We start from the raw sequence: 18,628 nt of genomic DNA on the forward strand, positions 1-18,628 counted from the left end.
GCCTTCAACGAGAAACTCAAGGAATGGGAGGACTACTACAACTTCCACCGCCCTCACGGCGGCCTCGCCGGCCAGACCCCGTATGAGAGGCTGCTACAGAAGACCCAACCCCACGCCCAACCTGTCAACCACCAACGACAGCAGCACACCTAGTCGCCTTCGCGCGCTGGCGTTTGCCAGGTCGCGTTGGCCGGATTGCGATCGGTCACGGGGATCGGGGACGCGCGGGCGCTGCTGATACCGAGACCTGCCTGGGACTCAGCGCTGGTGCCGGTTCCGCCGGCGGTGAGGGCCGGCGGAACCGGTGCTCACTCGGCGGCGCCGGTGAACATCGCCACGAGGTCGCGGGCCGAGGTGCCGCGCGCGAAGAGTTGCTGTATTTCGTCGCCCTCGGCGGCGATGGCCTGGCTGCGCGGGAACATTTCCTGTTCGTATTCGGACAGGGCGGCCTCGACGTCGCCGGGGTGGGTGGCGAGGGCTTGGCCGAGCCGGGCGGCGTCGAGCATGGCGAGGTTGGCGCCTTCGCCGTTGGGGGGCATGAGGTGGGCCGCGTCGCCGACGAGGGTGACGCCCGGTGTGCGGTCCCAGCGGTGGTCGTGGGGCAGCGTGAAGTGGGGGCGTAGCAAGGGGGCGGTGTCGCCGTCGGTGATGAGGGCGGTGAGTTCCGGGGCCCAGCCGTCGAATTCGCGGGCGATGCGTGCGGCGGTCGCGGCGGCGTCGGTGAAGTCGATGGCGGCGAACCACTCCTGCGACCGGGTGAGGACGACGTAGGTGTGCAGCGTGTCGCCGCTTTCCCGGTGCGCGTGGATCTCCCGGCCGGGCGCCGGCGCGATGAGCGACCCGCCGCCGACGGCTTTCGCGGCCGCCGCGTGGCGGGTGTCGGCGTTGTGGAGGTAGACCTCGACGAACGAGGTGCCGGCGTACTCGGGAACGGCCGACGAGAGCAACGGCCGCACGCGCGACCACGCGCCGTCCGCGCCGACCAGCAGGTCGCTCACGACCACGCTGCCGTCGGTGAAGGTCACCTCGTGGCGGCCCCCGCCCACGGCGCGGGCGTCGGCGACCTTGGCGCCCCAGCGAACCGTGCCGGCGGGAAGCGAGTCGAGCAGCAGCTGCCGCAGCTCCCCGCGTTGGACTTCGGGCCGGCCTCCGGTGCCGTCGTCGGCTCGGTCGAGCAGGACGGTCCCGTCGGGATCGAGGACCCGCATCTGCTGGCGGCCCTCGAGGATCAGGCCGCGGAACTCGTCCATGAGCTCGGCGGCTTCGACGGCGAGCTGGCCGTTGTAGTCGTGGATGTCGAGCATGCCGCCCTGGGCGCGGGACGTCGGGGACGGCTCGGCCTCGTAGACGGTGGCCGCGATGCCGTGGACGTGCAGGACGCGGGCGAGGGTGAGGCCGCCGAGACCGGCGCCGATGATCGTGACGGTGTTCACGGTGACTCCTTCGAATCGGACTGGAATGTCGTTCCAATGTTGGAACGACATTCCAGATGTGTCAAGATGGGCACATGGTTGCGCGGACCCGCCGAGCTCAGCGGCGTACCGAGGCGCTCTCCCGCGAGCGCATCACCGAGGCCGCCGTCGAGCTGCTCGACGCGTCCGGCGAGAGCGGGCTGACGTTCCGGGCGCTGAGCGAGCGCCTCGCCACCGGGCCGGGGGCGATCTACTGGCACGTGGCGAACAAGGGTGAGCTGCTCGAGGCCGCGACCGACGTCGTGGTCGCCGCCGCGCTGGCCGAGCCCGCCGAGGCCGCGGGCTCGCCGCGCGATGAGATCCGCGCCGTCGCGCTCGGCCTGTTCACCGCGATCGCCGAACACCCGTGGCTCGCCACGCAGGTGTCGTTGCAGCTGTCGCACGGTCCGACGAAATCGGTGCCGCTGCGGATCTTCGAGGGCATCGGCCGGCACGTCGGCGCGCTGGGCGTGCCCGAGGACAGCTGGTTCACCGTGGCGTCGGCGCTGATGCACTACATCCTCGGCTCCGCCGCGCAGAACGCTTCGAACGCCCGCGTCGCCGGGTCAGTCGTGGATCGGGCGGAGTTCCTCGACGCGGTGTCGGCGGCGTGGGAAGAGCTTGACCCGGACGACTACCCGTTCACCCGAGCCGTTGCCCGCCAGGCGCGCGAGCATGACGACCGCCAGCAGTTCCTCACCGGGATCGACCTCATCCTCGCCGGGATTCGCGCCCGGTGACGGCGTTGCCGGCGTGGTGGGGCAGCCGGATCGCGGCGACGAGCGGGATCACCAGCAGGACGGCCAGCAGCGCCAGCGCCACGCGGAACGGGCCGGGCGCGTCGGTGGTGACCAGGCCACCAGCGCGGATGAGCAGGGCGCCGATGGCCACACCCAGGCCCGCGCCGAGCTCCTGCAGCGTCGAAAGCAGGGTGTTGGCGTGGTTCATCAGGAGCTCGTCGACGTCGGCGAAGGCGACGCTGTTGTAGGCCGTGAAGCCGGTGGAACGGGAGATGCCGCTGACGAGGAGCAGGGCGAGCAGCACGGACAGCGAGGTGCCGGCCTGCACGAAGGCCAGGCCGACGAGGCAGGCGGCGCCGACGAGGATCGACCCGAGCAGCACCGTGCGGATGCCGAAGCGGCGCATGAGCGGGGTGGTGGCGGGTTTGATGCCGACGTTGCCCACGAACAGCGCGATGACCACCAGGCCGGCGCGCGCGGGGGTCCAGCCGAAGCCGAGCTGGAAGAGCAGCGGGAGGACGAAGGGGATGGCGGTGATCACGCCGCGGTAGACGGAGCCGGTGGCGGCGGTGATGCGGTAGGTCGCGATGCGGAGGATTCGCAGGTCCAGCAGCGGATTCGGCGCGCGCAGCAGGTGCCTGATCGCCCAGCCGAGTCCCACGACGGCCACGACCAGCGCCACGGCCGTTGCCGGGCCGAACCCCGAGCCGAGACCTTCGAGCGCGACGACCAGCGCGGCGGTGCCGACGGCCACCCACCCGAACCCGACGCGGTCGAACGGCGCCGGCCGCTCCGCGCGCAGGTCGGGCACGATCGCCCACGCCACGGCCAGCGCGGCGATGCCCAGGGGCAGGTTGATCACGAAGATCCACCGCCACGACGCGTACTGCGCCAGCAGCCCGCCGACGACGGGCGCCACCACGGGCGCGAGCAACGCGGGCCACGTCAGGTAGGCGACTGCTTTGACCAGGTCTTTTTTGGGCGTGGCGCGCAGCACCACCAGCCGGCCGACGGGCACCATCATCGCGCCGCCGACGCCCTGCACAACACGCGCTGTTGTCAGCAGCACAAGGTTTGGTGCGAGTGCGCACGCCAATGATGAAAGCGTGAAGAGGATCAGTGCGGTCGCGAACACGCGGCGCGCGCCGAAGCGGTCGGTGAGCCAGCCGCTGATCGGGATGAGGACGCCGAGAGTGAGAACGTAGGCCGTGATGGTCACGTTGACGTCCACCGAACTCACCCCGAGGTCGGCCGCCATGAGCGGCGCCGCGGGCGCGATGATCGTGGCGTCGACGATCTCCATGAAAAACGTGGCGGCCACCAGCAGCGCCAACCCCCGCCGAAACCCCATGGCGATCGACCCTACTGGCCCCGCGGGGCTGGCCGGCCGGTCGCGATGGGGATCACATTGGTTCGGACAGACGGCGCGGCAGGCGGCGGCGCGGCTCGCCCCGACGGCCGCGCGGATTCGGCCGAGTGGTCCGGCCGCGGTTGTGCCGCGCACGGTGGACAACGGTTCGGTCGCGCGCCATCAGTGAGCGCGGCGGAGGGAGAGAACCCCGCGAGTGAACTGCGTTCGCGATCGCGGCGGCGTGGCGGAATCCGTTGCGGTGATGAGGGCTTCGGCTGAGCGGGGTGTGGGGCGGCGCGGTGGGGCCGGGTGCGGGACGAGGTCCTTGTGAGTGGTGGGGCCAATCGCGAAGCAGGTCGACGGCGACGGTGCGCGGCGGGGTGGTGCCCGCCGCCGCGCTGGGCGTGCGGGCAGGAGCCGTGGGAGACGGCGGGTCGGCGGCGGGGCGGAGCTGTCCGTGCGGGGTCAGGTGAGGGAAGCGAGCGCGGCCGACAGCCGTTGGGTGCGGTCCTTGCGCGCCAAGAGGGCGGTGTCGAGGTCGACCTCGCGGAAGTGGGTTTTCGTGCCGGGGGCGGCGCGGGCGACGAGGTCCATGTCGGCGCTGATGACGGTGGCGACCATGGCATAGCCGCCGCCGGAGACGGCGTCGCGGTGGAGGACGATGGGCTGGGTGCCGCCGGGGATCTGGATGGAGCCGACGGCGTAGCCGGCGTCCACGATGTTGGACGGGTCGGAGCCGGCGCCGAAGGGCTGCACGCGCTCGCGCCATTCGACGCCGGGGCCGTCGTAGCGCAGGCCGGCGCGGTCGGCGACCGGGGTGAGGGTCCATTCCTCCTCGACGAGGTTCGCGAGGCCGCGTTCGGTCAGGCGGTGGTCGTAGAGACCCAGCAGCACGCGCACATCCTGGTGTCGGGAAAACACCGGGCGGTGTTCGGGATCAACCACGGAACCGGGAGGCAACGCCCGCGGCGCGCCGATCGGCACCACGTCACCCGCCGCCAGTTTGCGGCCCTGGAAGCCGCCGAGGGCGCCGAGCAGGTACGTCGAGCGGCTGCCCAGCACGGAAGGGACGTCGATCCCGCCGGAGAAAGCCAGGTAGTACCGGGAGCCGCCGCCGATGTAGCCGAACGACAGCTCGTCGCCTTCCGCCAGGGACAGACGGGTCCACTGTGGATGCTCGACCCCGTTCACCTGCACCGGCACCGGGGCGCCGGTGACCGCGACGTCGAGCGGAGCCAACGCGCGAAGAGCCGGCCCCAGGTAGGTGCACTCCAGCAGCGCCTCGCCGTCGACGTTGCCCACCAGCGCGTTGGCCAGCTCCGCCGAGTACTGGTCCAGCGCCCCGCCCTGGGGAATGCCGAGGTCGTAGTACCCGACCCGCCCGCGGTCCTGGACGGTGGTCGCCAGCCCGGGCTGGTTGATCTCGATCGCGCGCTCACTCGCCACGGAGCACCTCCAGCAGGGTGGCGTTGTAGGCCTCGGGGTCGGCGATGGCCTGCTCGGTGTCGAACTCGACCGGGACGGTGCGGTAGCGGAACGTGCCCGCCTCGACGTCCGCCTCGATCCGGCGGTACTCCTCCTCCGACACCGGGGTGAACTTCACGATGTCGCCGGGTCGGAAAAACACCATGGACTGCGTGAAATCCGCCAGTTTCTGTGCGGGATCGAAGATCGGCGCCGCCGCGATGCCGAACATCTGGTAGCCGCCGGCGCCGCGCACGGAGTAGATGCACGCGAAGCACCCGCCGTGGCCCACGGTCAGTTTCGGGGTGTCCGTGCGCGGGCTCAGGTACTTCGGCACTTCCAGCTGGTGTTCGCGGTCCACCAGCTGGAACAAGAACGGCAGCCCCGCGACGAACCCCACCATCGACACGATCCACGGCTGCGTGTGGTGCCGGCGGATGAACTCCGCCGCGTCGGCGAGCCCGTTGACCCGCGCCGCGTAGTCCAGATCCGTGCCGGTCGGATCCTGGTGGTACCCCTCGCGGAACCGCCCCACGACCTCACGCGTGTACGGATCGTCGTACCACACCGGCACCTCCACGATCCGCGTCGACAACACGGTGTTCGTTTCCGAACGCGTCCGCGCTTCCAGCTCGCGCACCGTGCTCTCCAGCGACGCCGGCTCCAGCACGTCCGGGTCGAAGCGGATGAGCAGCGACGCGTTGGCCGGGCAGATGTCGACGACCCCGTCGAGCGCCAGCCCGGCCAGCCCCCGGGCGATGCCCATCGCCCGCAGGTTGCCCGGCAGGCTCATCTCCTCGGCGATCTCCACGAACAGGAACTCGTCGCCGCCCCAGGTGTAGCGGGCCGTGGCGGGCAGGGTCTGCGGTGCGCTCACGCCGTCTCCTTCAGCAATCCGGGAGTCGTCTCGATGAACTTCGTGTGGTGCTCCACCGCGGCCAGCTCGGGCCGGGCGAACAGGTCCAGCTGCAGCCCGACCGTCGTCGCGATGCCGGTGATTTCCACGCCCCGCAACGCTTCCGTCATCCGCGCGATCGCGGCCGTCCGATCAGGACCGTGCACGATCAGCTTCGCGATCATCGAGTCGTAGTACGGCGCCACCGCGTCACCCGCGGCCACCCCGCTGTCCACGCGCACGCCGGGACCCGAAGGCCAGGTCAGCGCCGAGATCGTCCCGGGACTGGGCAGGAAACCGCGATCCGGGTCCTCGGCATTGATCCGCGACTCGAACGCGTGCCCGGTGAACGTCACGTCCGCCTGCGCGAGCCCCAGCTCCTCGCCCCGCGCGATCCGCAGCTGCTGCTCGACCAGGTCGACGCCGGTCACCAGCTCTGTCACGGGGTGCTCCACCTGCAGCCGCGTGTTCATCTCGATGAACGCGGCCTCCTGGCGCACCGGGTCGTAGAGGAACTCCACCGTGCCCACGCCGCTGTAGGAGCACGCCTTCGCCAGATCCACCGACGAGCTGCGGATCCGTTCACGCACCTCGTCCGGCAGGTCCGGCGCCGGCGCCTCTTCGAGCACCTTCTGCGACCGCCGCTGCATGGTGCAGTCGCGGTCGCCGAGGTGGATCACGCGCGAGCCGTCGCCGAGCACCTGCACCTCGACGTGCCGGGCGCGTTCGACGAAGCGCTCCAGGTACATCGTGTCGTCGCCGAAGCTCGCCCGCGCCTCCGACCGCGTGAGGTCGAGCGCGCCGAGGAAGTCCGCGGGATCGGTGACGAGCCGGATGCCGCGCCCGCCGCCGCCCGCGGAAGCCTTGAGCACCAACGGAAACCCGACCTCGCGCGCGACCGCCAGCGGGTCGGCTGTGACATCGAGCGGCCCGTCGGACCCGGCGAGCACCGGCACCCCGGCCCGTCGCGCCGCTTCCCGCGCGGCCACCTTGTCACCCATCAGCCGGATCGCGGACGGAGCCGGTCCCACCCACGTCAGCCCGGCATCGAGCACGAGCTGCGCGAACTCCGCGTTCTCGGAAAGGAAACCGAACCCGGGGTGCACCGCGTCGGCGCCGGTGTCCACAGCCGCCTGCACGACGGCAGCGCTGTTGAGGTAACTGTCCCGTGCCGGCGGCGGGCCGACGACGACGGCCTCGCCCGCGGTCCGCGCCGCGAGCGAATCGCGATCGGCCTCGCTGCACACCACGACGGTCGCCAGGTCCAGTGCGTGGGCCGTGCGCAGGATCCGCACGGCGATCTCGCCGCGGTTGGCGATGAGCAGCTTGCGCACTAGTCCTCCACCACGACGAGGACTTCGCCCGGGGTGACGGTGCCTCCGTCCGCGACGTTGATCGACACGACCGTGCCCGCGCTTTCCGAGCGGATCTCGGTGAACTGCTTCATCACCTCGACGATGCCGACCGCGGCGCCGGCCTCGATGTGGTCGCCGGGCTGCACGAACGGTTCCTTGTCGGGCCCGGGCCGGGTGTAGAAGATGCCCGGGAGCGGGGAGAGGATGTCGGACACGGACCTGCCTTCCTCAGCGTTGACGGTCGAGCACGGCGCGGACGGCCGCGGCCACGTCGGGGGAGTTGGGGGCGTCGGAGTGCACGCAGACGCTGTCGAAGCGCAGGTCGAGCTCGGTGCCGTCGACGGCGAGCACCGGCTTTCCCGCCAGCGCCCGCGAGACGCGGTCGGCCGCCGCGGCGGGATCGGTGCGGGCGGGGCGCCGCAGGATGATGAGGTTGCCGTCGCCGTCGTAGTCGAGATCGACGTAGAGCTCGGCGACGAAGTCCACGCCGAGCTCGGCGCACACCGTTTCGTGGGCGCTGCCGGGAATGCCGAAGAACGGCACGCCGTACAGCTTCGCCACGCGCGCCGCACCGGCCATCAGCTCCGGGTCGCCGGCGAGCATCCCGTAGAGCGCGCCGTGGGGTTTGACGTGGTTGAGCGCGGCGCCGTGCTTGGTGAGGAACGCCGTGAGGGCGCCGACCTGGTAGAGCATGATCGACTCGACCTCTTCGGCCGCCAGGACCATGCGCCGTCGTCCGAAGCCGGTGAGGTCCGGCAGGCCCGGGTGCGCGCCGATCCGCACGTCGTGCGCGACGGCGGCGGCGACGGTCGCGTCCATGACGTCCGGGTCGCCCGCGTGGAACCCGCAGGCCAGGTTGATCACGTCGACGAGATCGAGGAGCGCTTCGTCGTTGCCGAAGCTGTGCAGGCCGAGTCCTTCGCCCATGTCGGAATTCAGGGTCGCGGTCATGCTTGGCAACCCTAGGCACCGTGTGGTGCCCGGCACATTGGTCAAAGTGACCTAATCGATCGGCTGTGATTGTGCGCAGTGCTCTAGCCTGGCCGGGTGCGAGTCTCCGACCTGCTCGAAGATCCCCAGCGCCGCATCGAAATCCGCGTCGCGGGGCCGCCCTCTGCGCTGGAGCGGCAGATCACCTGGTGCGCGCCGACGGAATCGATCGATCCGTCGCCGTTCCTCACGCCGGGCGCGGTGATGCTGACGTCCGGGATGGCACTGAACGTCACCGACGTCCGGATCTGGGACGCCTACGTCGAACGCCTCGCGAACGTCCCCATCGCCGCGCTCGCCTTCGGCCTCGGGCCGGCGCACGCGACGCTGCCCGAAGGCCTGGTGGTGGCGTGCCGCAACCACGGCGTGCCGCTGCTGGTGGTGCCGGACGAGGTGCCGTTCGTGCTGGTGCAGCGCGACGTGCAGGACCGGCTTTCGGCCGAACGCTACGAAGCCCTGCGGCGCGGCTCCGAGCTGGCCGACGACTGCACGCGCATCGCCGCCGACCAGGGCACGATGCAGGACGTGCTGCACCGGATCAGCGAGGCCGCGGGCGCGCGGGTGTCCATTCAGGACTCGACCGGCGCGACGCTGCTCTCGGCCGGCGACGAGCGCGGGTTCGCGGCCCGCACCGAGTTCACGCTGCCGGGCAACAACCGCGATCGGTTCCGGCTGGTCGTGGAGGAGGCTGTGGCCCAGCCGGCGATCCGGACGCTGCTCGCGCCCGTCGCCGCCGTCGTGTCCATGCAGCTGAGCACCACGCTCGGCTCGGCCGGGGTCGCGCACTCGCGCAACGCCGGGCGGCTGACCGAAGCCGTGTACGGCAATGACGCGGTGCCCACGGCCGAGCTGATCGCCCTGGCCCGCGACGCCGAGCTGGAGCCCTACCAGCGCACGGGCGTGGTCGTGCTGCAGGCCGAGGCCGGGATGTCGACGACGTACCTGCGGTCGGTGTCGTGGCGCGCCCGCGTGATCCTCGCGGGCGAGTTCTCCTCGATGCGGTTCGTGGAGGAGCCGGATCTGTCGACGATCCTGCTGCAGAGCGAGGCCCTCGATCCCGGCCACCTCGTGACGTCGGCGCGGGCCGCGGTCGGGCACGCACGGTCGGTTTCGGCGGTCGTCGCCACGGCCGAGAACGCTGCGGAACTGGGCCTCGTCCTGCGGATGTGCCGCCGCGCGCTGGGGGATCCGGGGGTGCACGCGGCGCCGAGCCTGGACTTCGACGCGGTGGTCGACACCCTGCGCCACCCCGGCGCGATCAGCCTGGCCCAGCGCCTGGTCGCGCCGCTGTCGCGCTCCGACGACCGCACGCTGCTGACCACGCTCGAGGCGTACCTGCGCCACAGCGGCGCGACGCCCGCGATCTGCGCGGAGCTGTTCATCCACCGCAACACGCTCGCCTACCGGCTCAAGCGGATCCGGGAACTTCTGGGGCTCGACCTGCAGGACGGCCGCGTCCGCGCCACACTGCTCATGGCGCTGCGGCTCGCGTGACCCGCAGTCCGGTTTGTGCTGAGTGCACAGCTTGGCGGGCCGCGGTTGGGCAGACCGCCGTGGCTGCCGAATTCCCGTGGCACCCGCGCCGGCAGCGACGGCGGTTCGGCGCCGAGCAGCAGCGCTCCTGCCGCGACGTCGTAGGTGTCGGGCCCGGCCGCCGCCGCTGACGGCGGTATGGCCACCAACGCCGACGTGTTCGGCCGGCGTGTTCCCAGCTGTCGCAAGCAAACGCGCCCGGTTCGCTCGACTGCATGGGCCCGCAGCCGATCGCATCGGCCGCGTCGACGAACCCGTTGCTGACGGGCCGAGCGAGCCGGGCGGTTCTGCCGTGCGGGGAAGGGCGGGCGGCCTCGGCGTGGTGGGAGTTCATCGGCTTGAGTTCGTTTCCGACCGTTCGGCGGCACCGGGCGGACACCGTCGCCGAGGCCGGTGGCGGGCGCCGAAGGGTGCTCCGGCCTGGCGATGCTTCAACTCCATCGGATCGGGGTATGAGGACGCTGGATCATGCCGAAGTTCGGAGAAGGAGCGCTGACCGCTGGTGGACTGTCCTGTGCGCTCGAGCCGGACGCGGCGATGACAGCGCTGCCGCTGACCGGCGCCGGCGGTGAGCTGCACCAGGTGCGGTGCTGGACGCGCGAGCACCTGCACGACGTCGATGCCGACGTGCTGATCGACGTCGTGCAGGTGGTCGACGAGCTGGCCACCAATGCGCTGTCCCACGGTGGGCCGCCGCAGTGCGTACGGCTGCTGCGGTTGCCCGGCCTGGTCCGCATCGAGGTCGACGACAGCACCCCGGTCCGCGCGGCGCCGCGGCCGCCGGACAACGAGGGTGGCCGCGGCCTGCACCTCATCGCCGCCTTGAGCGTGGCGTGGGGCCAGCAGGTCACGGCGACCGGGAAGACCGTGTGGGCCGAGCTCGCACTGGGGTCGGGCAACGGCACCGGTTCGTGAGGGTGACCGGCCGCGGCCGGAAGTGGTGTGGCGCCACCACCTTGTGGTGGAATTTTCCCGTGAGTTCGGATCTGGAACCGGTGGAGCAGGCCGCCAAGGTGGAGCAGCTGGAGGCGGCGCTCGCAACGCGCCCGGTGATCGAGCAGGCCAAGGGCATGCTGATGCTGGTGCGCAGCTGGACCGAGGACGAGGCCTTCGAGGCCCTGCGTGAGGTCTCCCAGCACACGAACGTGAAACTGCACGACGTCGCCACGGTCGTCGTCGCGAGCGGCGCGGGCGCGAAGCCCGAGTTGCCGGCTGAGACCGCCGACGCCGTGCTCGCCGAGCTGCGGGCCGGTGTGCTGGGCAGCGCCTTCGGCACCGACAGCTGAGTCCCGACGGGAACGACCGGCGCGCGCCTGAGCGAGGGCGGCTTCGTGCGGAAGTTCCGCCACACCACCGGGACGACGGTGTTCGACCGGATCGACCGCGAGCGCGAAGGTTCTGCTCGAAAGCACCGGTCACCGCATCTCCGAAATCGCTCCGACGGTGGGGTCGGCTCCGCGGAACCCCTGCGTCACCACGTCGAACGCCCAGCCGGCACCACCGCGGGCAGCGGCCGGTTCCCCTTCCGCGCGGCACTCGCCCTGAGCTGGCCGGCCGCTAAGATACGACTGGAATTTCTTCCCGACCTCACGGGGGATCGATGGCGAGCGAGCGCTTCGGTGCGAAGGACCGCGCGCTCGCGTACGTCAAGGAGCAGGTGCTGTCCGGTGGGTTCCCGGGTGGCGAGCTGATCAGCGAGGGCGAGGTCGCCGAGGCCCTCGGTATGTCCCGGACGCCGGTGCGCGAGGCGTTCCTGCGGCTGGAAGGCGAGGGGCTGCTGCGGCTGTACCCGCAGCGTGGCGCGCTGGTCGTGCCGGTTTCGCCCGACGAGGTGCGCGCGGTGCTGGAGGCGCGGCTCGTGCTGGAGCAGTTCGCGGCCGGCAAGGTCGCGGCCGCGCGGCCGGAGGTGCGCGAAGCCGTCTTCGCCGGCATGGAGGAGCAGCGGGCCAAGCAGCAGGCGGCGGCCGGTCTCGGCGAGTTCCTCGAAGCCGATCGCGCGTTCCACACCGTGCTGGTCGACGCGGCCGAGAACCCGATCCTCCGCTCGGTGTACGGCTCGCTTCGCGACCGGCAGATGCGGATGATCGGTGAGTCCACCGTGAACGGCCGCACCGGAACCCGGAACCGTCTCGACGTGATCCTCGAGGAACACCAGGAAATCGCGGAAGCCGTTCGCGCGGGCGACGGCGAACGCGCGTGCGAGGCGGTCCGGGTGCACTTGGCCGGCACCCGCCGGGCCCTGGGCGTCACGGAGGACGCGGGGCGGTAACGAGCCCGGCCATTGTTCAACCGGGACTCAACCGTTCCGGAGCTATCGTGGCCGCATGGCAGGTGACGCGGATCTCGCCCGGATCGGATTCCTTCTCTCCGACCGAAACCGCGCCGCGATGCTCCTGCTGCTCCTCGACGGACGGCCGCAGCCGGTTTCGGCGTTGATGGCGGAGATCGGCATCTCGGCGTCGCTGGCGAGCACCCACCTGCGCAAGCTGAAGGACGGCGGCCTCGTCGTCGTCGAGGTGTCCGGCCGCCAGCGGCTGTACCGGCTCGCGAGCCCGGTCGCCGACGCGATCGAGGGCCTTTTGCTGCTCGCGCCGCCCGGGCCGGCGAAGTCGTTGCGGCAGGCGACGCGCGGGCGCAAGCTGCGCGAGGCCAGGGTCTGTTACGACCACCTCGCGGGCAGCGTCGGCGTCGCCATCAACGACGCCTTCCTGGCGAAGGGTTTCCTGGTCGAGGACCACGGTTCCTACGGTGTTTCGGCCGACGGGCGCGCCGAGCTGGCGGCGTACGGGATCGACGTCGACGGGTTGCGCGGTCGCGCCCGGCCGCTGGCCCGCCCGTGCATGGACTGGAGCGAACGCCGCCACCACCTCGCGGGCAGCCTCGGCGCCGCAGTGAAGAGCCGGCTGCTCGAACTGGGCTGGATCGACCTCCTGGAAGCCAGCCGTGCGGTCGACCTCACCGAGTCCGGGCGGCGCGAGCTGCGCGAATGGCTGGGTGTCGACCCGGTGTAAGTGTTGCTGTTCAACGCCGGAACGGAGCGAGATGTTCGAGGTCAGCGAGGTGACGGTGGTCGCCGTCGACGTCTTCGGGACCACTGTGGACTGGCGCAGTGGCGTGATCGACGGCGTGGCCGCGATCGCCGAGCGGCACGAGGCCGAGTTCGACTGTCCCGCGCTCGTGGACGCGTGGCGCGAGCGGTACCTGCCCGCGGTCGGGCAGATCAACCGCGGCGAGCGCGCCTGGGCGAACCTCGACGCCGTGCACCGCGAGGCGCTCGACGAGTGCCTGGAGGTGTTCGGCGTCGCGGGGAAGTTCGGCGCCGAGGCGCGCGAGCGCATGGTCCGCGCCTGGTACGCGCTGCCGCCGTGGCCGGACGCCGCCGAAGGGCTGGCCAAGCTGCGGCGCGACTTCGTGGTCGTCGCGCTGTCCAACGGCGGGTTCGCCCAGCTCACCCACGTGGTGAAGGGCGCCGGCCTCGAGTTCGACGCGATCCTTTCGGCCGAGAACGTGGGTGCGTACAAGCCGGATCGCCGCGCGTACACCAACGCGGCGAAGCTGCTCGACGTCGAGCCCCGCCACATCCTCATGGTCGCCGCCCACACGTGGGATATCCACGGCGCTCGCGACGCCGGGTTCCGCACGGCCTTCGTCGAGCGACCGCGGGAGAAGGGCCCTGACCGGCCCGCCGACACCGCCGAGACCACGGACTGCGACCTCAGCGCGGGGAGCTTCGCCGACCTCGCGGTCCGGCTGCGCGCTGCCGCGAAGGAGGTCGCCGGCGACCGATAATTTCACGATACGGAAGATGAATTACACTTGGTGGAAATTTCTGGCGTTCAGGCCTTGTGGCCCGGTAGGCTGAGAGTTAGCGTTGATCGGGCTACGACTTGTATCTCAGTCATGTTCCAGACCTCCTCCGCGAACCGGGAGAGGTCTGGACGACCTGGTGGAGGTGGCGACGGTGCCGCAGCGCTTGCACGCCGAGTTCGTCGAAGCCGTGGGTGCGGACGCGGTGGTGTCCGACCCGGTCGCCTTGAGGTCCTACGAATGCGACGGGCTGACCGGCTTCCGCGTCGTCCCGTCGCTGGTGCTCGTGCCGGCCACGGCGGAGGCGGTCGCCGCGGCGGTGCGGGTCTGCGCGAAGCACGATGTGCCGTTCGTCGCCCGCGGCGCCGGCAGCGGGTTGTCCGGTGGCGCGCTGCCGGTGGCCGACGGTGTGGTGATCTCGCTGCAACGGCTGAGGTCGGTCGTCGAGATCGACGTGGTGAACCGGCGGGCGATCGTCGAGCCCGGAGTGACCAATGTGGACATCAGCCGGGCGGCGGCGCCGTACGGGCTGTACTTCGCGCCGGACCCGTCGTCACAGCAGGTGTGCACGATCGGCGGCAACGTCGCGGAGAACTCCGGCGGCGCGCACTGCCTCAAATACGGCTTCACCGTCCACCACATCCACTCGGCCGAGGTCGTGCTGCCCGACGGCTCGACCACGGTCCTCGGCGGCGACAGCCCGCAGCTGGGCGGCTACGACCTGCTCGGCGCGTTCATCGGCTCCGAAGGCACGCTCGGCATCGCCACGCGCATCACCGTGAAACTGCTGGCCAAGCCGGTCGCGGTGAAGACGCTCGTGGCCGACTTTCCGTCCGTCGAGCAGGCGGGCGACACGGTGAGCGCCGTGATCGAGGCCGGGATCGTGCCGGCGGCGGTGGAGATGATGGACGCGCTGGCCATCGAGGCGGTGGAATCCGCGGTCGACGCCGGCTACTCGAGGGACGCGGCCGCGGCGCTCGTGGTGGAGCTCGACGGGCCGCAGGCGGAGGTCGACGCGCAGTTCGCTCAGGTGAAGCAGCTGTGCGAGGAGTTCGGGACGACGAAGCTGCGTATTCCGGCGAGTGCCGAGGAACGGGCGCTGGTGTGGAAGGGCCGCAAGGCCGCGTTCGCCGCGGTCGGGCGGATCAGCCCGAACTACTTCGTGCAGGACGGAGTTGTCCCGCGCACCCAGCTGGCGACGGCGTTGACGCGGATTTCCGAGCTGGCCGCGGAGGCCGGGCTGCGCGTGGCGAACGTGTTCCACGCGGGCGACGGGAACCTGCATCCGCTGGTGCTCTACAGCGAGGCCGCCGGCGAGCACGAACCGGCGGAGGCGCTCTCGCGGGCCATCGCCGAGCTGTGCGTGGACCTGGGCGGCTCGTTGTCCGGGGAGCACGGGATCGGAACGGACAAGGCTTGTTCGATGCCGCGGCAGTTCGGCGAGGACGACCTGGCCACGATGGCGCGGCTGCGGCACGCGTACGACCCCTCGGGGATCTGCAACCCGGGCAAGCTGCTCCCGACTCCTCGGTTGTGCGGGGAACGCCCGGGTGTCTACAAGCCACATCCCCTCGAAGCCGCCGGCTTGATCGAGCGGATGTGAGGGACGTGACTCAGGTGACCACGTTCTCTCCGTCCACTGTGGAGGAAGTGCACGCCGCGGTGGCGGACACCCGGGCGAGCCACCCCCGACTGCTCGTGACCGGTGCGGGGACCGCTTCCGAGTGGGGCGCGCCGGCCGAGCCGGCCGACGCGGTCATCGACACGACGTCGTTGACCGGGGTGCTGAAGTACGCGCCTTCGGATCTGACGATCGCGGTCCGGGCGGGCACGCCGTTCACGACCGTTCAGGAGACGCTCAGGGGGGCCGGCCAGCGCGTGGCGCTCGACGCGGCCCGCGCCCGGCGGGGCGCCACGGTCGGCGGGCTGCTGGCCACGGCCGATGCCGGGCCGTTGCGCACGACGTTCGGCAGCCTGCGTGACCTGGTCATCGGTACGACCGTCGTGCTGGGTGACGGCACGGTCGCGCGGTCCGGCGGGCACGTGATCAAGAACGTCGCCGGCTACGACCTGGCGAAGCTGTTCCACGGTTCGCTCGGGACGCTCGGGGTCGTCGCCGAAGTCGTGCTGCGGCTGCACCCGCTTCCCCAAGCTGTAGGCACGGTGGCGATCGAGGCCGAGGCGGCCGAGGCGTTCGACCTGGCCGGCAAGGTCGTCATGACAGGACTGGAAGCGTCCGCCCTCGAATGGTCCGGCGGACGGCTGCTGGTGAAGCTCGAAGGAACGCCGGAGGGCGTCGAGCAGCGCGAACGTGAGCTGTGCCGGCTCGGGGGCACTACGGCCCGGGTGCTCACGGACGAGGAAGCGGACGCGGCCTGGACGGGTGTTGCCGCGATCGCGGATGGAGTTCGAGGAACAACAGTTGTTCGAATCGGGACCATGCCTGCCGGCGGTCCGGTGCTGGTGGCGAGGCTGGTCGCCGAGGGAGCCGCGGTGACCAGCTCGATGGCGATCGGCGTCCACACCGTGCAGCTCACCGGCGGAGACCACGACGAACTTCTCACCCAGTTCCACCAGGAGTTCGGCGCGGCCGTGACCGTGCTGCGCCGTGACGGCCTCTCCGCCGGCCGCGCATGGGGTCCGCCACCCGCGCCGGTGCGGGTGATGCAGGCGATCAAGCGGCAGTTCGACCCGGCCGGACGGTTCGGTGCCGGTCGGTTCTCACTCTGGCTCGAAGAAGAGGAGCGTGCGTCATGACGTCGACGATCGGCAGCTCCTTCGACGAGCACCACCCGCCGAAGCGGGAGCTGCTCGACGACTGCGTCCACTGTGGGTTCTGCCTCCCGACCTGCCCGACCTACGCGGTCACCGGCCAGGAGATGGAATCCCCGCGCGGGCGGATCTACCTGATGGACCTGGCCGCCAAGGGTGAGATCGGCTTGGACGAGACGTTCGGCCACCACATGGACACCTGCCTCGGCTGCCTGGCGTGCACCACCGCCTGTCCCTCGGGTGTGCAGTACGACAAGCTCATCGAGTCGGTCCGGCCGCAGGTCGAACGCCACGTGCCGCGCGGCTTTCTCGACAAGGTGTTCCGCGCGTTCGTCTTCTCGCTGTTCCCCTACCCCCGCCGGCTGCGGCTGGCGGCGTTCGGCGGCCTGCTCTACACCCGCCTCGGCTTGCGCGCGCTCGTCCACCGGCTGGGCATCCTGAAGGCCCTGCCGCCCCGGCTCAGGGCGCTGGAGGCCTTGCTGCCGCCGGTGACACTGCGGGCGTTGCTCGCGAAGACGCCGGAACGGACCCTCAAGCCCACCGGTGAAGCGCGCTTGCGCGTGGGGCTGCTCGCGGGCTGCGCGAACCGGGTCTTTTTCGGTGACGTCAACGCGGCCACCATCCGGGTGCTCGCGGCCGAGGGCTGCGACGTCTACGTCCCCCAGGACAACCAGTGCTGCGGGGCGCTGTCCGTCCACGCGGGACGGGAGGAAGACGGCCTCACCCGCGCCAAGGGGACCATCGAGATGTTCGAGCGCTACGACCTCGACGTCGTCGTCGCCAATGTGGCCGGCTGCGGTTCCACGCTCAAGGAGTACGGCGACCTCCTCGCGGACGTACCCGAGTACGCCGAGCGGGCGCGGACCTTCGCCTTGCGAGTGCGGGACGTCAACGAACTGATCGGGGACCTGCCCGCGCGCGCCACCCGGCACCCGATGAAGACCAAGGTCGCCTACCACGACGCCTGCCACCTGGCCAACGCCCAGGGCGTCCGCCGGCAACCGCGTGAACTGCTGCGCAGCATCCCCGAGCTGTCCGTGCACGAGATCGCCGAGGCGGAGCTGTGCTGCGGATCGGCCGGGATCTACAACCTGGTGGAGCCCGTGACGGCCGAAGAACTCGGCCGCCGCAAGGCGAAACACCTCGCGGACGTCGAACCCGACGTGGTGGCGACCGCGAACGCCGGGTGCCTGCTGCAGATCCGCCGGTTCCTCGAACAGGGGGTCCCGGTCGTGCACCCGATCCAGCTGCTCGACGCGTCCATTCGCGACGTCGATCCACTCGATATGCGTTCCTGAGGGTTCTTTCACAGCACCATTTGTCCAGCGCCGATTGATTCGGCGTCGGTTCAGCGTGCCGATTTTCACAGGAGATTTCACATGAGCACGGTGGGTTTCATCGGCCTGGGCATCATGGGCCTGCCGATGGCCGAGAACCTGGTCAAGGCCGGGTACGACGTCGTCGGCTGCAACCGCAGCGCCAAGCGGGTCGACGCGCTGGTCGCCGCGGGTGGCCGTGGCACGTCGAGCGTCGCCGAGGCGGTCGAGGGCTCGGACGTCGTGATCACGATGCTGCCTGACTCGCCGGACGTCGCGGCTGTCGCGACGGGCGAAGGCGGCATCTTCGAGAACTCGCACCCCGGGCAGCTGGTCATCGACATGAGCACCATCGAGCCGGCGACGGCTCGCGCGGTCGCCGAAGCGGGCGCGAAAGCCGGCGTGCGCGTGCTCGACGCGCCGGTGTCCGGCGGGGAAGCCGGTGCCGTCGAGGGCGCGTTGTCCATCATGGTCGGTGGCGCCGCCGAGGACTTCGCCGCAGCCAAGCCGGTGCTGGAAGCCGTCGGGCGCACCGTCGTGCACGTCGGCCCGCACGGCGCGGGCCAGACCGTCAAAGCGGCCAACCAGCTCATGGTCGCCGGGCACCTGCAGCTCCTCGCCGAGGCGCTCGTGCTCGCCGAAGCGTCCGGTGTGGACCCCGTGGTCGCCGTCGAGGTGCTCGGCGGCGGGCTGGCCGGCAGCACCGTCCTCGACCGCAAGTCGGACACCATGCTCAAGCGCGATTTCACCCCCGGTTTCCGCCTCTCCTTGCACCACAAGGACATGGGCATCGTCACCGCGGCCGCACGGGAGGCCGGGGTGGCGATCCCTCTCGGCAGTGCGGTCGCCCAGCTGATCGCCGCCCTCGTCGCTCGCGGCGACGGCGGGCTCGACCATTCCGGTCTGTTCAAGCTCACCGAAGAGCTCGCCGGCCGGACCCAGTAGGACAGTCAC

General features: G+C 71.1%; 18 protein-coding genes and 1 pseudogene. 12 read left to right on the top strand and 7 right to left on the bottom strand.

The genetic code is table 11. The features are described 5' to 3' along the window. Window positions 1-308: 308 nt before the first annotated feature. Window positions 309-1,433, bottom strand: coding sequence for an NAD(P)/FAD-dependent oxidoreductase (locus AB0K15_RS38235; RefSeq protein ID WP_364062292.1), 1,125 nt, complete (start codon window positions 1,431-1,433; stop codon window positions 309-311). A 74-nt stretch (window positions 1,434-1,507) separates the two neighbouring features. Between AB0K15_RS38235 and AB0K15_RS38240 the strand changes: the two genes are divergently transcribed. Next, window positions 1,508-2,191 carry a TetR family transcriptional regulator gene (locus AB0K15_RS38240; RefSeq protein WP_364062295.1) on the top strand — a complete coding sequence of 228 codons (684 nt, stop codon included), beginning with the start codon at window positions 1,508-1,510 and terminating at the stop codon, window positions 2,189-2,191. On the opposite strand, the gene AB0K15_RS38245 is transcribed toward AB0K15_RS38240, so the two are convergent. The 6 genes from AB0K15_RS38245 to pxpA form a co-directional block, all read right to left on the bottom strand. Beyond that, the gene (locus AB0K15_RS38245) at window positions 2,163-3,542 is read right to left on the bottom strand and encodes an MFS transporter (protein ID WP_364062298.1); all 1,380 of its coding nucleotides are present in this window, start codon (window positions 3,540-3,542) and stop codon (window positions 2,163-2,165) included. The genes AB0K15_RS38240 and AB0K15_RS38245 overlap by 29 nt on opposite strands. A gap of 465 nt (window positions 3,543-4,007) precedes the next feature. After that, a complete protein-coding gene (locus AB0K15_RS38250; RefSeq protein ID WP_364062301.1) occupies window positions 4,008-4,988 on the bottom strand; it encodes a biotin-dependent carboxyltransferase family protein in 981 nt (326 codons plus the stop codon). Next, entirely contained in the window at window positions 4,978-5,883 is a 906-nt protein-coding gene (locus AB0K15_RS38255) for a carboxyltransferase domain-containing protein (RefSeq protein ID WP_364062304.1), read from the bottom strand. The genes AB0K15_RS38250 and AB0K15_RS38255 overlap by 11 nt, the downstream gene beginning before the upstream one ends. Next, on the bottom strand, window positions 5,880-7,235 hold the full coding sequence (locus AB0K15_RS38260; RefSeq protein WP_364062307.1) for an acetyl-CoA carboxylase biotin carboxylase subunit: 1,356 nt from the start codon (window positions 7,233-7,235) through the stop codon (window positions 5,880-5,882). The genes AB0K15_RS38255 and AB0K15_RS38260 overlap by 4 nt, the downstream gene beginning before the upstream one ends. Further along, entirely contained in the window at window positions 7,235-7,471 is a 237-nt protein-coding gene (locus tag AB0K15_RS38265) for an acetyl-CoA carboxylase (protein ID WP_364062310.1), read from the bottom strand. Before AB0K15_RS38265 ends, AB0K15_RS38260 begins: the two co-directional genes overlap by 1 nt. Window positions 7,472-7,484: 13 nt before the next feature. After that, window positions 7,485-8,207 (bottom strand): 5-oxoprolinase subunit PxpA, encoded by a 723-nt coding sequence (gene pxpA, locus AB0K15_RS38270; RefSeq protein WP_364062313.1) that lies wholly within the window; start codon window positions 8,205-8,207, stop codon window positions 7,485-7,487. Window positions 8,208-8,303: 96 nt separating this feature from the next. Between pxpA and AB0K15_RS38275 the strand changes: the two genes are divergently transcribed. From AB0K15_RS38275 to AB0K15_RS38325, 11 genes and pseudogenes are all read left to right on the top strand, one after another. Next, a complete protein-coding gene (locus AB0K15_RS38275; protein ID WP_364062316.1) occupies window positions 8,304-9,740 on the top strand; it encodes a PucR family transcriptional regulator in 1,437 nt (478 codons plus the stop codon). A 63-nt stretch (window positions 9,741-9,803) separates the two neighbouring features. Beyond that, window positions 9,804-10,045: pseudogene (locus tag AB0K15_RS38280) on the top strand (fasciclin domain-containing protein); the annotation flags it as partial. 202 nt (window positions 10,046-10,247) lie between these two features. Next, window positions 10,248-10,694 carry an ATP-binding protein gene (locus AB0K15_RS38285; RefSeq protein WP_364062319.1) on the top strand — a complete coding sequence of 149 codons (447 nt, stop codon included), beginning with the start codon at window positions 10,248-10,250 and terminating at the stop codon, window positions 10,692-10,694. 59 nt (window positions 10,695-10,753) lie between these two features. After that, complete coding sequence (locus AB0K15_RS38290; RefSeq protein WP_364062322.1) at window positions 10,754-11,065, top strand: ANTAR domain-containing protein; 312 nt, start codon at window positions 10,754-10,756, stop codon at window positions 11,063-11,065. A 314-nt stretch (window positions 11,066-11,379) separates the two neighbouring features. Next, on the top strand, window positions 11,380-12,048 hold the full coding sequence (locus AB0K15_RS38295; protein WP_364062325.1) for a GntR family transcriptional regulator: 669 nt from the start codon (window positions 11,380-11,382) through the stop codon (window positions 12,046-12,048). 55 nt (window positions 12,049-12,103) lie between these two features. Then, window positions 12,104-12,790, top strand: a complete 687-nt coding sequence (locus tag AB0K15_RS38300; protein ID WP_364062328.1) for a winged helix-turn-helix domain-containing protein — start codon at window positions 12,104-12,106, stop codon at window positions 12,788-12,790. A gap of 31 nt (window positions 12,791-12,821) precedes the next feature. After that, on the top strand, window positions 12,822-13,568 hold the full coding sequence (locus AB0K15_RS38305; RefSeq protein WP_364062331.1) for a haloacid dehalogenase type II: 747 nt from the start codon (window positions 12,822-12,824) through the stop codon (window positions 13,566-13,568). Window positions 13,569-13,740: 172 nt separating this feature from the next. Next, a complete protein-coding gene (locus AB0K15_RS38310) occupies window positions 13,741-15,189 on the top strand; it encodes an FAD-linked oxidase C-terminal domain-containing protein (protein ID WP_364062334.1) in 1,449 nt (482 codons plus the stop codon). A 14-nt stretch (window positions 15,190-15,203) separates the two neighbouring features. Next, window positions 15,204-16,343 (top strand): FAD-binding protein, encoded by a 1,140-nt coding sequence (locus tag AB0K15_RS38315; protein WP_364062337.1) that lies wholly within the window; start codon window positions 15,204-15,206, stop codon window positions 16,341-16,343. Then, on the top strand, window positions 16,340-17,656 hold the full coding sequence (locus AB0K15_RS38320) for a heterodisulfide reductase-related iron-sulfur binding cluster (protein ID WP_364062340.1): 1,317 nt from the start codon (window positions 16,340-16,342) through the stop codon (window positions 17,654-17,656). Before AB0K15_RS38315 ends, AB0K15_RS38320 begins: the two co-directional genes overlap by 4 nt. 33 nt (window positions 17,657-17,689) lie before the next feature. Continuing rightward, a complete protein-coding gene (locus AB0K15_RS38325) occupies window positions 17,690-18,619 on the top strand; it encodes a 2-hydroxy-3-oxopropionate reductase (protein ID WP_364062613.1) in 930 nt (309 codons plus the stop codon). The last annotated feature ends 9 nt before the right edge of the window (window positions 18,620-18,628 follow it).

Origin of the sequence: Amycolatopsis sp. NPDC049253 (genome assembly GCF_040678995.1) — a bacterium.
Taxonomy (GTDB): Bacteria; Actinomycetota; Actinomycetes; order Mycobacteriales; family Pseudonocardiaceae; genus Amycolatopsis.